10 protein-coding genes are annotated in these 14,854 nt (G+C 61.7%); 3 read left to right on the forward strand and 7 right to left on the reverse strand.

Annotated features, from left to right (window positions below):
* Positions 1 to 60: 60 nt before the first annotated feature.
* Positions 61 to 594: a SprT family zinc-dependent metalloprotease gene (locus ACB031_RS06355; RefSeq protein WP_267996606.1), complete on the reverse strand. Its 534-nt coding sequence runs from the start codon at positions 592 to 594 to the stop codon at positions 61 to 63.
* A gap of 69 nt (positions 595 to 663) precedes the next feature.
* Complete coding sequence (gene metK / locus ACB031_RS06360) at positions 664 to 1,815, reverse strand: methionine adenosyltransferase (protein WP_213343777.1); 1,152 nt, start codon at positions 1,813 to 1,815, stop codon at positions 664 to 666.
* Between the two features lie 342 nt (positions 1,816 to 2,157).
* Here metK and tkt point away from each other — a divergent pair, with 342 nt between their 5' ends.
* Positions 2,158 to 4,149 carry a transketolase gene (gene tkt / locus ACB031_RS06365; protein WP_267996607.1) on the forward strand — a complete coding sequence of 664 codons (1,992 nt, stop codon included), beginning with the start codon at positions 2,158 to 2,160 and terminating at the stop codon, positions 4,147 to 4,149.
* Positions 4,150 to 4,553: 404 nt separating this feature from the next.
* Positions 4,554 to 4,952 carry a hypothetical protein gene (locus ACB031_RS06370; protein ID WP_017778453.1) on the forward strand — a complete coding sequence of 133 codons (399 nt, stop codon included), beginning with the start codon at positions 4,554 to 4,556 and terminating at the stop codon, positions 4,950 to 4,952.
* A gap of 144 nt (positions 4,953 to 5,096) precedes the next feature.
* Here ACB031_RS06370 and ACB031_RS06375 read toward each other — a convergent pair whose 3' ends face one another.
* The 3 genes from ACB031_RS06375 to ACB031_RS06385 form a co-directional block, all read right to left on the reverse strand.
* Entirely contained in the window at positions 5,097 to 6,362 is a 1,266-nt protein-coding gene (locus ACB031_RS06375; protein WP_371139210.1) for a RidA family protein, read from the reverse strand.
* Positions 6,363 to 7,449: 1,087 nt separating this feature from the next.
* A complete protein-coding gene (locus ACB031_RS06380) occupies positions 7,450 to 8,553 on the reverse strand; it encodes an anhydro-N-acetylmuramic acid kinase (RefSeq protein ID WP_371139211.1) in 1,104 nt (367 codons plus the stop codon).
* Positions 8,554 to 8,662: 109 nt separating this feature from the next.
* Complete coding sequence (locus tag ACB031_RS06385) at positions 8,663 to 9,973, reverse strand: peptidoglycan DD-metalloendopeptidase family protein (RefSeq protein ID WP_324040186.1); 1,311 nt, start codon at positions 9,971 to 9,973, stop codon at positions 8,663 to 8,665.
* Between the two features lie 114 nt (positions 9,974 to 10,087).
* Here ACB031_RS06385 and tyrS point away from each other — a divergent pair, with 114 nt between their 5' ends.
* On the forward strand, positions 10,088 to 11,287 hold the full coding sequence (tyrS, locus tag ACB031_RS06390) for a tyrosine--tRNA ligase (protein ID WP_017785219.1): 1,200 nt from the start codon (positions 10,088 to 10,090) through the stop codon (positions 11,285 to 11,287).
* Positions 11,288 to 11,366: 79 nt separating this feature from the next.
* On the opposite strand, the gene ygjK is transcribed toward tyrS, so the two are convergent.
* Both ygjK and ACB031_RS06400 read right to left on the reverse strand, forming a co-directional pair.
* A complete protein-coding gene (gene ygjK / locus ACB031_RS06395; RefSeq protein ID WP_371139212.1) occupies positions 11,367 to 13,847 on the reverse strand; it encodes an alpha-glucosidase in 2,481 nt (826 codons plus the stop codon).
* 184 nt (positions 13,848 to 14,031) lie between these two features.
* The gene (locus tag ACB031_RS06400; RefSeq protein WP_371139213.1) at positions 14,032 to 14,844 is read right to left on the reverse strand and encodes a helix-turn-helix transcriptional regulator; all 813 of its coding nucleotides are present in this window, start codon (positions 14,842 to 14,844) and stop codon (positions 14,032 to 14,034) included.
* Positions 14,845 to 14,854 lie beyond the last annotated feature (10 nt).

Consider the following 14,854-nt stretch of genomic DNA (forward strand, 5'->3'; position numbering starts at 1 on the left):
AACGGGATGATTGACGAACGATGGCGGGCACCCTACCACAAGGGCGCGACACCGGCTGGCTTACTGCGAGGTTACGAGCTGTTCCAGCGGCTGCCGACAGCGACGGCAGTGGTAGCGGGCCTCGCCGCGTACCACCTTGTTGTGGCGGCGCACCGACAGCTGATGCTGCTGGCAGAGGCAGCGATAGGGGATGGTTGGCTGCGCCAGTACCGCCAGATCGAAGCTGTGGGTGGTTCTGGGCTCAAGGCCGAACAGCTCCCGCATCACCGATTGCCACTGGCGGCCGTGGGGCAGCACCCGCGATTTGCCGCGCCCTTCGCCCCACAGGGCATAAACCAGCAGGTGGGCCACCTCGTGGGGCACCACTTCGGCCAGAAACGCCTGCTGGTTGGCCTGATAGAGGGCCGGGTTGAAGCGCAGCTCCCAGGTCTGCAGCCGCGCCGAACCCGCCGCCCGACCGCGCATGTTGCAGTGCACCTGCGGGCGGGGAAAGGGGCGGCCAAGGCGTGCTTCGGCCTGCACAAAACAGGCGTCGACGCGGGTGAGCAGCTGCTCGTGCAGGGCGGGATCGAGGCGGGTAGTTGTGACGGACATCGGGTTCTCGGCAAATGGCGGACAAGCAAAAGGGGAGCCAGGCTCCCCTTTATACCACAAGCGTGAGGCTTACAGACCGGCGGCGGAACGCAGCAGTTCGGCCTTGTCGGTCTGCTCCCACGGGAACTCGTTGCGACCGAAGTGACCGTAGGCGGCAGTGGCCTGGTAGATCGGACGCTTGAGATCCAGCATCTGGATCAGGCCGTACGGACGCAGTTCGAAGTGCTCGCGCACCAGCTTGACCAGCAGATCTTCGGCTACCTTGGCAGTGCCGAAGGTTTCGACGCTGATGGAGGTCGGCTCGGCCACGCCGATGGCGTAGGAGACCTGCACTTCGCAGCGATCGGCCAGACCGGCGGCGACGATGTTCTTGGCCACGTAGCGGGCGGCGTAGGCAGCGGAGCGGTCAACCTTGGACGGATCCTTGCCGGAGAAGGCGCCACCACCGTGACGGGCCATGCCGCCGTAGGTGTCGACGATGATCTTGCGACCGGTCAGACCGCAGTCACCCATGGGGCCGCCGATAACGAAACGGCCGGTCGGGTTGATGAAGTATTTGGTGTCCTTGTTGATCCACTCGGCCGGCAGCACCGGCTTGATGATCTCTTCGCGCACCGCTTCAACCAGGTCTTTGTGGCTGATGGATTCGGCGTGCTGGGTAGAGAGCACCACGGCATCCACACCGATGATCTTGCCGGCGTCGTCGTAGGCAAAGGTCAGCTGGCTCTTGGCATCCGGACGCAGCCACGGCAGGGTGCCGTTCTTGCGCACTTCGGCCTGACGCTTCACCAGCAGGTGAGAGTAGGTGATGGGGGCCGGCATCAGTACGTCGGTTTCGTTGGTGGCGTAGCCGAACATCAGGCCCTGGTCGCCCGCGCCCTGCTCCAGCGGATCGCTGCGGTCAACGCCCTGGTTGATGTCCGGGGACTGCTTGCCGATGGCGTTCAGCACGGCGCAGGAGTCGGCATCGAAGCCCATGTCGGAGTGGGTGTAGCCGATGTCGCGCACGGTGTCGCGCACGATCTGCTCGATGTCTACCCAGGCGGTGGTGGTTACTTCACCGGCTACCATGACCATGCCGGTCTTGACCAGGGTCTCGCAGGCGACGCGCGCCTTGGTGTCTTGCTTGAGGATGGCGTCCAGGACCGCATCGGAGATCTGATCCGCAATCTTGTCGGGATGGCCTTCGGAGACCGACTCGGAAGTAAACAGCTTTGCCATGATGGGATTCTCAGCTTGTCTGGGGTTATCGCCGCAGCAATAACCGGGTGATGATAGGATGATTGTAGAGGTATCTACATCTGGACGTCCATTTTAGTTAGCGACCCCCTCGATTGCCAGCACTATTTTGGTTTTGCCGCCCCCTGGCCGAACAAGATCCGTTCTTCACCCCATTTGGGGTAGATAGTGGTCATGACTCAATCGTTTGCCCCGTCAAGAAAAGCGATTGAGCTCCCAAAGCGGCTTTATTCGCCCAGATAATATTTGCACGCCGCGCCCCCTGCTGGGACAATGACGCGCCTTAATCTTGGCCATCAAATGAAGCAATCGCAGGAGATACAGATGCCTTCTCGTAAAGAGCTTGCCAATGCCATTCGCGCATTGAGTATGGATGCCGTTCAAAAAGCCAACTCCGGTCACCCGGGCGCCCCCATGGGAATGGCGGATATCGCCGAAGTATTGTGGCGCAGCCACCTGAAACATAACCCGAACAACCCCAAGTGGGCCGACCGCGACCGTTTCATCCTCTCCAACGGCCACGGCTCCATGCTGCTGTACTCCCTGCTGCACCTCTCCGGTTATGACCTCTCCATCGACGATCTGAAAAACTTCCGCCAGCTGCACTCTCGCACCCCGGGTCACCCGGAGTACGGTTATGCGCCGGGCGTCGAGACCACCACTGGTCCGCTGGGTCAGGGCATCACCAACGCCGTGGGCATGGCGATCGCCGAGAAGGCCATGGCCGAGCAGTTCAACCAGCCGGGTCACGACATCGTTGACCACTATACCTACGCCTTCATGGGCGACGGCTGCCTGATGGAAGGTATCTCCCACGAGGCTTGCTCCCTGGCCGGTACCCTGCAACTGGGCAAGCTGATCGCGTTCTGGGATGACAACGGCATCTCCATCGACGGTCACGTGGAAGGCTGGTTCACCGACGACACAGTCAAGCGCTTCGAAGCCTACGGCTGGCACGTCATCCCGGCCGTTGACGGTCACAGCCCGGAAGCGATCAACGCTGCCATCGAAGCCGCCAAGGCAGAGACCGGCAAGCCGACCCTGATCTGCTGCCGCACCATCATCGGTTACGGTTCCCCGAACAAGTCCGGTTCTCACGACTGCCACGGCTCACCGCTGGGCAACGACGAGATCGCCGCCGCTCGTGCCTTCCTGAAGTGGGACCACGCACCGTTCGTTATCCCGGCCGACATCGCTGCCGAGTGGAACGGTCAGGAGAAGGGCGCCAAGCTGGAATCCGACTGGGCTGCCAAGTTCGCCGCCTATGAAGCCGCTCACCCGGCACTGGCTGCCGAGTTCAAGCGCCGTACCGCTGGCGAGCTGCCGGCCAACTGGGCCGCTGAATCCGCCAAGATCATCGAAACCCTGCAAGCCAACCCGGCCAAGATCGCCACCCGTAAAGCCTCCCAGAACTCGCTGGAAGCCTTCGGCAAGTTGCTGCCGGAGTTCATGGGCGGTTCTGCCGACCTGGCGCCGTCCAACCTGACCATGTGGTCCGGTTCCAAGTCCCTGACCAACGACGATGCCTCCGGCAACTACATCCACTACGGTGTCCGCGAGTTCGGCATGTCCGCCATCATGAACGGTATCGCCCTGCACGGTGGTTTCATCCCCTACGGCGCCACCTTCCTGATGTTCATGGAGTACGCCCGCAACGCCCTGCGCATGGCCGCCCTGATGAAGCAGCGCGCCATCTTCGTTTACACCCACGACTCCATCGGTCTGGGTGAAGATGGCCCGACTCACCAGCCGGTCGAGCAGATCGCCTCCCTGCGTCTGACTCCGAACATGAGCACCTGGCGCCCGTGTGACCAGGTTGAATCTGCCATCGCCTGGAAACACGCCATCGAGCGTACCGACGGCCCGACCTCTCTGATCTTCTCTCGTCAGAACCTGGCCCAGATGGACCGCACCGCCCAGCAGCTGGCCGATACAGCCAAGGGTGGCTACGTGCTGAAGGATTGCGCCGGTACGCCGGAGCTGATCCTGATCGCCACCGGTTCCGAAGTGGAACTGGCCGTTGCCGCCTATGAGCAGCTGACTGCCAAGGGCCGTGCCGTGCGCGTGGTCTCTCTGCCGTCTACCGACGTATTTGACGCTCAATCCGCCGAGTACAAGGAGTCCGTGCTGCCGTCCTCCGTCACCAAGCGTGTGGCCATCGAAGCCGGCATCGCCGACTACTGGTACAAGTACGTGGGCTTTGGCGGCAAGATCATCGGCATGCGCTCCTTCGGTGAGTCCGCGCCGGCCGAGCTGCTGTTCAAGGAATTCGGCTTTACCGTGGAAAACGTGGTTGCGACCGCTGAGTCCCTGTAACAGCTCCTGTAATTCCTGAACGTTGGGCCGCGCAGGCCAGCTGGAAAATAAAACGCCCTCCATCGCAAGATGGGGGGCGTTTTTTATTGGCGAATTTGGCATGGCGAGCGTGAGTCTGTCGATGTGAAGATTGGCCGGATCGACTACTTGATCCATCTCGCTTTTTCTTTGCAAGTTACTTCCAAAAATAGCGCCATACGATACCATTCCTGCCGACCATCTCCGTCATCATCAGCTCTCCATGGATATTCGGCCGTTTTCATTCAGCCAACGTGACGTAAGCTATGTGTCGCTGCCTGGTGATGGCATCAAGCGGCAAGCTTTCCGGGGTCTGGTCAATTCTGTATGTGCCGTTGTTAATTATAAAAATGTCATGTGACGTATATCTGAAATGGAGTTTTCCCATGTCTTGTTCCATTGTCATCAATCAGTCAGCAAAAAAGCTACAAGTCAATAAAGATAGTTATGATCTCGGTAAAATATCGAACGTACAGGTTCGGGTCCTTTCCTGGAAAGACAAAATACTCAATATGATTATGTTGGGGGCCATCGCTTCCAGTCTACTGTTCATATTTGTGCCAACGGATGCACAAGGTCAGGCTATTACATGGATTCTTCCTGCCATTGCATTTCTGATTGGTGCATGTCTGGCACTGGTGATTAGCACCAAGTATGAGTTCAGGTTGGAGTTCAGACATTCTGATGAGGTCGGAGTGCAGTGGTTCACAGCGGCCAAGAGCAGGGCAGAGAGCGATTTTAAATTGTTCAAGCAGTGGGAAGCTGAATTGAAACGCCATATTTGATAGCGTGTTATTGGCCCACAGGTTCGATTAGCGTAGCGTCATCGGACGTTCGCGCATCTGTGTCGATGCCATAAAAAGAATATTCCCTCGTGTTACCAAAAAAGAGACCGGCATATAGCCGGTCTCTTTTTATTTCAACAAACCTTACGCCTGCGGCGGGGTGCTTTCCGCGTTGGACATCACAGCATCAATCTGCACCAGGGCGCCGGCGGGCAGCTCGCTCACGCCAATCACGGTGCGGGCGGGCAGATAGGCCGGGAAGTATTTGGTGTAGATGGCATCCACCTCCGCCAGATCCGCGATGTTCTTCAGCTGGATATTGACCTTGACGATATCGTCCATCACGTGGCCGATGCTCTCGACGATGGTCTTGATATGGCCGAGGCACTGGGCGGTCTGCTCCTTGACACAACCGGTCAGGATCTTGCCGGTGGCCAGATCGAGCGGCAGCTGCCCGGCGATATGGTTGTAGTGAGAGAAGGCGACGGTCTGGGTGTGCAGGGGGCTGCGCGGTGCCTTGTCGGTATTGCGGGCGCGGATCACCAGATTATGTCTGTCTTCCACCAGCTGCGGCGGGGTGCCGTCACCGTGGGAGATGACCGCATCCATCTGCACCCGGGCGCCGAACGGCAGGGCGGCGGCCACGATCACGCTGCGGGCCGGCAGGTAGGCGACGGCACGGGCAATGGCGGAGTCCGGGAAGAAGGTGGTGTAGACCTCGTTGACGGCGTCCAGATCGGCCAGATCAGTCAGATAGACGGTGACCTTGACGATATCGTCAAACGGCACATCGATGCTCTCCAGCACGTGCTTGATGTTGCGCAGGCACTGCTCCGCCTGCTGCTGGATACCGCCGGCGACCAGCTGGCCCGACGCGGCATCGACCGGCAGCTGGGCACCGATATTGTTGTAGTGGGAGAAGGCGACGGTGTGGGTCGAGAGCGGATCCTGCGGTGCCTTGTCGCTGTTGCGGGAGAGCTTCAGCAGCGGGCAGGGAGCCTGCGGGAAGGTGCCTTCGCCGTTGGAGATGAGCGCGTCCATCTGCACGGCGGCGCCGAGCGGCAGACCGGCCACCGCCAGCACTGTGCGGGTCGGCAGCAGGTGGGGGAAGAACTCGCCATAGACGGCGTTGACCGCGTCGAGATCGGCAATCTCTTTGAGAAACACCGTGATTTTGACCACGTCATCCATCACATGATCGATGCTCTCGACGATGGCCTTGATATTGGTGAGGCACTGTCTGGCCTGCGCCTTGATATCCCCTGCGATCAGCGCGCCCGTTTTCGGGTCGACCGGCAGCTGGGCGGAGATATTGTTGTAGTGGGAGAAGGCCACACTTTGGGTGCTGGGGCTCAGATCCTGCGGTGCATTGGCGGTATTTCTGGCTGACTTGATGATGGTACCACTCATGGCGATACTCCTTTTTCAATCATTATTGGTGTAGGTACGGGTCACCCTCCCTCATCTTCTGATGGCCGCCTCGGCTCGCCAGCGAGCGGGCTCTCCTCTTTATTTCGGCAATAGCCGGCCATTCCCGCCAAATAATGACGGGTGGCAAACATCGCCTCGCATATTGAGTCAAGGTCGCCTGTGCAGGCGATCGGATAACAGAGGTATGGATTGGGTTGGTTATCTCAGACGAGAGGATTCTATGAAGGGTATTCAGGGGATGCAAACCGGGATCGCATTTCTATGAGGTGGCTCAACGCTCTGAAATATAGCCAGAATGGCATTCAATGCACGATAAATGACGGGATAAATGGCTTCATATAGTGCGTTATGGTGGTGAAGGCCGAATGGCGCGGCTTCCCGCCATCATGCTCAGCGATCGGCCTTGTGAATAAAGCGTTAATGATTGGCACTATTTCGCTGTTAATGCAAAAAACTATGCATGGCTATGCATTTCATTGCGTTGAAAGGGGCTGTTATATGCATGAAAAATATGCTAGCCGGGGGCGGTTATTGTGCCCATTCGTCGGTCACTGACATATCATTCAGCGATCTTGCATGGTTGTCTGCTTATTTTCAGGCAAAGCTTGCCGCGGGCAGCCGTTATTTTACAGATGCAGGCTGCCGTTATTTTCCAGATGGCACCCGTTAGGTTTATGCAATGAAATTGCAGCGTGGGACAAGCGCCATCAGGGGCAAATATCAGGACGGATGTTCCAGCCCAGCCGATATCGGGCGAAGGGTGCAACAGGGGGGGCCGGCTGGTTCAGCGGGTGTGAACCTTGTGCCTGGAGCCCGGACAAGATCGCGCTGCCGCTTTGCCCTGTTCTGGCGGCAAAACCCGGTATCGCCTCATGGTCGGCGCGACTGGATCTGGTGTTTGAGAGGTCGGCCGCCTGGGTTGCAGGTGCCTTGTTCAGGCGGCGCCTTGGACCAGGTATGGCTCAGGTGGGATAGAGGGCACCCAGTATCGTGGGGCGGTTGGCACCGGCGTATGGGAGGGCAGGTTGCCCTCCTTGTTCAGGCGGCGCCTTGGGCTAGTCCTGGCTCAGGCGGGGTAGAGGGCACCCAGCACGGCGGGGCGGCTGGCGCCGGTGACGGCGGGCAGGTTGCCGGGTTGGCGGTGGATAAAGCGCTGCGCCAACCAGGCAAACGCCGCGCCTTCCATCCAGTCGGGGGCGATCCCCAGCTCGGCCGTGTTGGCGATGCGCCAGCCGGGCAGCAGGCTGGCCAGCTCCGCCAGCAGCGGGGCGTTATGGGCGCCGCCGCCGCAGACATAGAGCTCGGACCTGCTCTGTGCATCAGCCAGTACGGGCAGCTGGCGGGCGATGCTGTGGCAGGTGAGCGCCTGCAGGGTGCGCTGCACATCCGCCGGGGCATGGGCGCGGCCGGCCAGCTCGCCATCGAGCCAATCGAGGGTAAACATCTCCCGCCCGGTGCTCTTGGGGTGGGGGGCGGCGAAGTAGGGGTGGGCCAGCAGCTGCTCCAGCAGCTCGGGGATAAGCTGGCCGCTGGCCGCCCACTGGCCGCCGGCATCGTAACCGGCCCCCTTGGGGTGATGGCGGCGATACCAGCCGTCGAGCAGGGTGTTGGCCGGGCCGGTATCAAAGCCATAGACGCCATCGGCCTGGCCCGGCAGCACCGAAATATTGGCAATGCCGCCGAGGTTGAGCACCACCCGCAGGGCGCCGGGGCGGGCAAAGAAGGCCTGATGGAAGGCGGGCACCAGCGGCGCCCCCTGGCCGCCGAGGGCCATGTCCATGGTGCGAAAGTCGGCCACCACATCGATGCCGGTCAGCGCCGCCAGCAGGGCCGCGTTGCCGATCTGCAGGGTAAAGCCGAGTTGGGGGCGGTGGCGGATGGTCTGGCCGTGGCTGCCGAGGGCGCGAATATCTTTGGGAGTCAGCCCTGCCTTGGCCAGCAGGGCGTGGGTGGCGGCGGCAAACTCGCGGGCGACCAGGTTGTCGGCCACCCCCATGCGATCGATCTCGTTGTCGCCTGGGGTGCAGAGGGCGTGCAGCTCGTGGGCGGTGGGCCAGGGGTGGCTGAGAGCCGCCTCGACCCGCAGTTCATCCCTCTCGATCTGCACCAGCACGGCGTCGATACCATCCATGCTGGTGCCGGACATCAAGCCTATATAGCGTTCAGTCATCAGGCTTCCTTACTTGCAGGTCGGGAAAAAGTACGTGAGAGAGGGAGCGGCATCAATCCGGTATTGCACTCGCTCATGACTGCTCCTTGTGGCTCTCTGGCATGGTGGCTCAGTTGCCGCCGTTGGCCCGCTTGTTCTGGGCCAGCTGCAGTTCGGGGCTATCCAGCTTGGCCAACTGGGGCATGGCCTGTGCCTTGAAGCTGGCCAGCGCCCGCCCGCTGAGAGACTCCGCCTGCGGCAGGTTGAGGGTGCGCGGGTTCTTGTGCACGCCGCCCACCACAAATTCATAGTGCAGGTGCGGCCCGGTGACCCGGCCGGTGCCGCCGAGCAGGCCGATGGTCTGGCCCTGCTTCACCCGCTGCCCCTTGTTGACGGTGCGCTTGGAGAGGTGCAGGTACTTGGTCACGTAGTTGCCGGCGTGCTTGATGAAGACGTAGTTGCCGTTGAACTGGTTGTAGCCGGCGGCCACCACGCTGCCGCCACCGGCCGCCATGATGGGGGTGCCCACCGGCGCCACGTAGTCGATGCCGTTGTGGGGGCGTACCTTGCCGGTGACAGGGTGCAGGCGGCGCGGGTTGAAGTTGGAGCTGATGTATTTGAAGTTGACCGGCGCGCGCAGGAAGCTCTTGCGCATCGCCTTGCCATCCGGGGTGTAGTAGTTGCCATCCTCGTTCAGCACGGCGCGATACACGGCACCCTGGTTGACGAACTCGGCGGCCAGGATGTCGCCGGAAGCAACCCGTTCGTCATCCTGGAATTTCTCCTCGTAAACCACCCGGAAGCTGTCGCCCGGTTGCAGGTCCTGGGCGAAGTCGATGTCCCAGCCGAAGATGGCGGCGAGATCCATGATCTGATCCTCGGTCATGCCGGCGTCGACGGCGGCGCCCCAGAAGCTGGAGCGGATCTCCCCCTTGGCCACCTGTTCGCGGGTGTCGAGCTCGAGCTTGACCGCCCGGGCGACAAACCCTTCATCCTTGCGGATCACCTTGAGCGCCTGCTCCAGGCTGTGGGGATAGTAGAGGCTGTGCAGCTCGCCACCCTTGGTGAGCTTGAAGGTGAGCTCCTGGCCTGGCTTGAGCAGGCGCAGGGTGTCGGTGCCGTTCAGCTGATCGATGAGGTGCAGATCCGTGGTGCTGAGGCCCAGGCGCTGGAAGATGACCCCCATGTTGTCGCCGCTGCGCACCTTCACCTGCTTGGTGATGTAGCTCGGCTTGGGTGGGGCGACGGGCTTGGCTTCGGCCAGCAGCGCCTCCTCGTCGACCTGCTGCTCGATGGCCAGCTCGTTGCCGTTGTCATCGACCCGGGTAGCGACCGCCTGTTCGCTGGGCCAGGCCGCCAGCATCATCACCATGATGCTCAGGATCAGCACCATCTTGCGGTGCCAGTGGGGGAGAGAGTTGAAGGCGTGCCAAATGACCATGAGAAGCAGACGAAGTTGAGCCGGGAAGAATGTCGGAGTTTACCGCCTTTCCAATTGGCCCGCCATTCCAGTAATATGTCTGGCCCTGTGGAATCGTGATTGGAGAGTCAAAAAATGTCCCAGCTCGAGGTGGCGCTAGCCGAGATCAAGCGCGGAGCGGAAGAAATTCTGGTGGAAGAAGAACTGGTCGCCAAGTTGAAGGAAGGGCGCCCGCTGCGCATCAAGTTGGGGATGGACCCGACGGCTCCCGACATTCACCTGGGTCATACCGTGATCCTCAACAAGCTGAAGACCTTCCAGGATCTGGGCCATGAAGTGATCCTGCTGATCGGTGACTTCACCGCCATGGTGGGTGACCCCTCCGGCAAGAACGCCACCCGTCCGCCGCTCTCCGAAGAGGCCATCAAGCACAACGCCCTCACCTATGCCGAGCAGGCGTTCAAGATCCTCGACCCGGCCAAGACCCGCATCGAGTACAACTCCAGCTGGCTGAGCGAGCTGGGCGCGACCGGCATGATCAAGCTGGCGGCCAAGCAGACCGTGGCCCGCATGATGGAGCGCGACGACTTCAAGAAGCGCTACAGCAACGGCCAGTCCATCGCCATTCACGAATTCCTCTATCCGCTGCTGCAAGGCTATGACTCGGTCGCGCTGAAGGCGGACGTCGAGCTCGGCGGTACCGATCAGAAGTTCAACCTGCTGATGGGCCGCGAGCTGCAAAAAGATGCCGGCATGGCGACCCAGTGCGTGCTGATGATGCCGCTCTTGGTGGGCCTGGATGGCGTCAAGAAGATGTCCAAGTCCGCTGCCAACTACATCGGCGTACACGACGCCCCGGGCGAGATGTTCGGCAAGATCATGTCCATCACCGACGATCTGATGTGGAACTACTACGAGCTGCTCTCCTTCCGTCCGCTGGCTGAAATCGAAGAGTTCAAGGCGGGCATCGCCGCCGGCACCCTCAACCCGCGTGACGTGAAGATCTGGCTGGCCAAGGAGATCATTGCCCGTTATCACGACGAAGCGGCGGCCGAAGCGGCCCACGAAGACTTCACCCAGCGCTTCTCCAAGAACGCCATTCCGGACGAGATGCCGGAAGTCGAGCTGGCACTGGAAGGCGAAGGGCTGGCCATTGCCAACCTGCTCAAAGACGCCGATCTGGTGGCCACCACCTCCGAAGCGTTGCGGATGATCAAGCAGGGCGCGGTCAAGGTGGACGGCGAGAAGCTGGACGATGGCAAGGCTCTCATCGGTGCCGGCACCGCCGTCTACCAGGTCGGCAAGCGCAAGTTTGCCCGGGTGACCGTCAAGTAAGTCGCCAGCCCCTGGCGCTGCCATAAGAAAGGCCTCCCTTGCGGAGGCCTTTTTGTTGGCTTATGCCTGCTCAGAGGGATCAGCCCTCTGTTTTCAGGAAGTTGCGATAGAGCATGTAGAGGTGGGCCGAGCTCCAGCTGAAGTTGCTGGCCCCCTGCATGGCGCCGGTCTCCGGGTTGTAGTTCTCGCGGATGGGGCCGCTGCCCGCCAGCCCCTCGGCGTTGGCAAACAGCTTGTTGACGAGCTGTTGGGCATCGCTGCGATAGCCGTAGTTCTCCAGCCCCTTCACCCCGAAGTAGAACTGATCCAGCCAGACCCGGCCGCGCCAGTAGATGTCGGGGTCGTAGGCAGGGTTGGTCAGCGCCGCTGTGCCGAGCGGCACCTTGGTGTTGAACTCCTGGGCATTGAGCATCACCTCGCGCACCCGCGCCGCCTTCTCTTGGTCCGCCACCTCGGCCCAGAGCGGGCTCCACCCTTCCGGGCCACGGCCGCGGGCGGTCAACAGCTTGCCGACGCAGCCGTTGGCGTCGGGCAGATCCCCCTGGGCTATCTGGCGGTCGTAATAGAAGCCGGAGGCCTCATCGAACAGGCAGCTGTTGATGTAGCCCGCCAGCTGGGTCGCTCCTTCGCGGTAGCGGCTCGCCTGGTCCGGCTTGCCGAGCAGCTCGGCCATGTCCGCCAGGATGCGCTTCTCCTTGGCGAGGAAGGCGTTGAGTTCCACCGACTCCTGATCGATGGAGAAGCCGATGAGTTCGCCGTCATCTTGGTGGTTTTCGAAGAAGAAGACGTTCCAGTCCTGACGCGCACGGGCCAGGTCGCCGCCATAGGTTTTGTCGGCGTAACGCTGCAACTGATCCTGCTCGATAAAGCCGAAGCGGGCAGCGTTGTCCATGCCGGACTCCCATCCGGCGCCGTGCTGGGCACCGATATCCATGTCGGCGTAGCCACCGACACTCAATACCTGCTGGTAGAGCGCCATGCCGGCGCAGCCATACCAGCCATCCCCCTCGTTGGTACAGCTCGACAGATCCAGACCGGCCGGCACCCCTGCCGGGTACTGCACCTTGAAGGTGATGTTGCCGAACTCGTCGTTGTGCTCGACGTGGCGGGTGGCGCCATATTCGATGATGCCGTTGCGGTTGTTGTCCCGCGCCCGATACCACCAGTCGTGATAGGCCTGGATCTTCGGATACATCTCGGCGATGAAGGCTTTGTCCTGGGTGGCGCTGTAGATCTCCCAGATGGCCCAGGCGGAGAGGGGCGGCTTGGTGTCGCGCTCGTTCCAGTTGCCGCCGTCGCCACCGCGATCGGCGAGCTTGTTGTAGAAGACGGCGTCGATCACCATGCCGGCATCCTGCGGCCGGACCGGGTCATCGGCCTGGATCTGGTAGTCATACATGGCGCGCACGTTGTTCTTGGCTACTTCCGGGTTGAAATGGGCCATGGCGTAGGCGTGCTTCCAGCTGTCCCAGGCCCAAACCCCGTCGAACCAGCGGGCGGTGTTGGAGGGGGTCACCCCGTCGTGCAGGATGGCGCCGGCTGGGGAACGCCAGTTGCCGTTGAGGGTCTCCATCGCCTTGACCGCGATGCGTCGCTCCGATTCCGGGATCCCCTGATTGGAGAGGCCGCGCGCCAGGTAATCCTCCCAGCGGCGGATGGAGTCATCGAAATGGCTGGCGGGGTCGGCCAGCAGCGCTTGGCGGCTCTGCTCGAAGCGACTCGCCTCATCGCTGGAGTGCACATAGCTCTGCAGGGTGTAGATGTCCTGCTGGCCCTTGGCGGCCAGGGTGAGGCTGGCCTCGCTCACGTAGCCGAGCCCCTGCTCGTCGAGGGTGGTGCGGCTCGGCAGGGTGCGATCGATGCGGTAGCTGGCGCTGCCGCTTTGCATGATGTTCCAGGTGCTGCGCAGTTTGCCGAACTGGAATGCCACGCCGCGCTCGGTCTGGCTGATGGTGCGGGTCCAGGCGGGGTACTGCTCGGCGACCGTCTTGTTGGCATCCCACTGGTTGAGCAGCTCCCCCTGCCAGTTGAGCTTGAGGGTGAGCGGGGCGTCAGTGTGGTTGATGAGGCGGGTACGAACCAGCGCTGTGCGGGCATCGCCGTAGCGCAGCTCCAGCTCCAGGGTGAAGGGTTCGAATTCGAAGCGCTGCACCAGCGCCCCCGGGATGGCGTACAGCGCCTGCTTGCTGGCGCTGGTGAGCGGGAAGGCGCGGCCGCTCTCGTCGCTCAGGGTCAGCTTGTCCAATTCGCTTGCGAAGAACAGGCTGTACTCCTCGGCGATGACCATGGGGCCGGTAAAGCCACCCCATTCGCTGTCGCTGGCGGGCAGCAGGAAGCCGTGCCAGGCACCGAGATCGAGCAGCGGGTTGTATTTGAGGTTGGAGTAGCTGTCAAAGTCACGGAACTGGCGCGGGGTGCCGCTGCGGTCGATCACGTTCTGATACTGGTTCGCCAAGGTGGCGCTGGGGGCGGCCGGGCTGCTGGAGTCATTGCCGTTGCAGGCAGTGAGGCCGAACAGGGCGATGCTCAGGGTGACGGATAGTAAACTTTTACGAAACATCTCTCGCTCCAATGGCAGTTTTTGTAGGTTAAGGAAGGTGTTTTTTAGTGATTGTTTTAGTGAAACCGTTTGCGAGAGCCATTATAGGGCGATTTTGAGGGGATTATTGGCGCTGTGTCACAGTGCCGGAGGGGCAGGTGTGAGCCGGATCACCCGGTTACACGAGGTTACATAGCTTGATATTTTAGTAACCATTTACTTGTCTGGCGGCAGCCAGCGAGAGGGAGGAGGGGCAGGTGCGCAGGTATTGATAGGGGGTCAGGCCGAACTCCTGCTTGAAGCGGGCGGCAAAGCGGCTGGGGGAGTCGTAGCCACAGGAGAGGGCCGTCTCCAGCGGGGTGATCCCCTGCTGTAGCAGGGTGAGGGCGTGGCTCATGCGCACCTGGGTCAGCAGCTGGCGAAAGCTGCGCCCCTCGGCGGCCAGCTTGCGCGCCATGGAGGCGCGGCTCATGGCGAAGTGCGGTGCCACTCCCTCCAGGGTGTGGTCGGCGCCCGGCTCCACCCCGAGGTAGCGCGCCAGCCGCTCGCCGAGGGTCATGGTGTGGGCAGGAAACAGCAGGTCGAGCCCGCCGGCGGCCTGCAGCTCGGCATAGAAGCCCTGCAGCAGCTGGGCCTGGGTGGCCTCATTGAGCCGCCGATCCGCCATGGAGCAGACCAGCTCGAAACAGAAAGCCAGCGCCGGGCTGACCGCCAGGCGCGGCTCCCTGAGCGGGCCGGCTTGGGCGGCGCCGAGCCATTCGATGGGTGGCGGGGTCAGCAGGGTCAGCGCGCGGGAGCGAAACTTGCCCTGCTCCGGCTGGTTGACGAAGGTGAGCTGGTTACCGGCCGGGATCAGCAGCCAGCTCGCCTGGTCGAACGCCAGGCGCTTCTCCTGCCACCACAACTGCTTGTGACCCTGCTCCACCCAGATGATGGTGGGGGCGTAGATGAGCACCCGGTGCAGCGGCTGCTGGCGGATCCCGAGATAGTGGTGCAGTTGCAGCAGCGGCGTGCTCATCCGGCGGACT

The sequence above is a fragment of the Aeromonas sp. S8(2024) genome, from assembly GCF_041403085.1.
Lineage (GTDB): Bacteria > Pseudomonadota > Gammaproteobacteria > Enterobacterales > Aeromonadaceae > Aeromonas > Aeromonas dhakensis.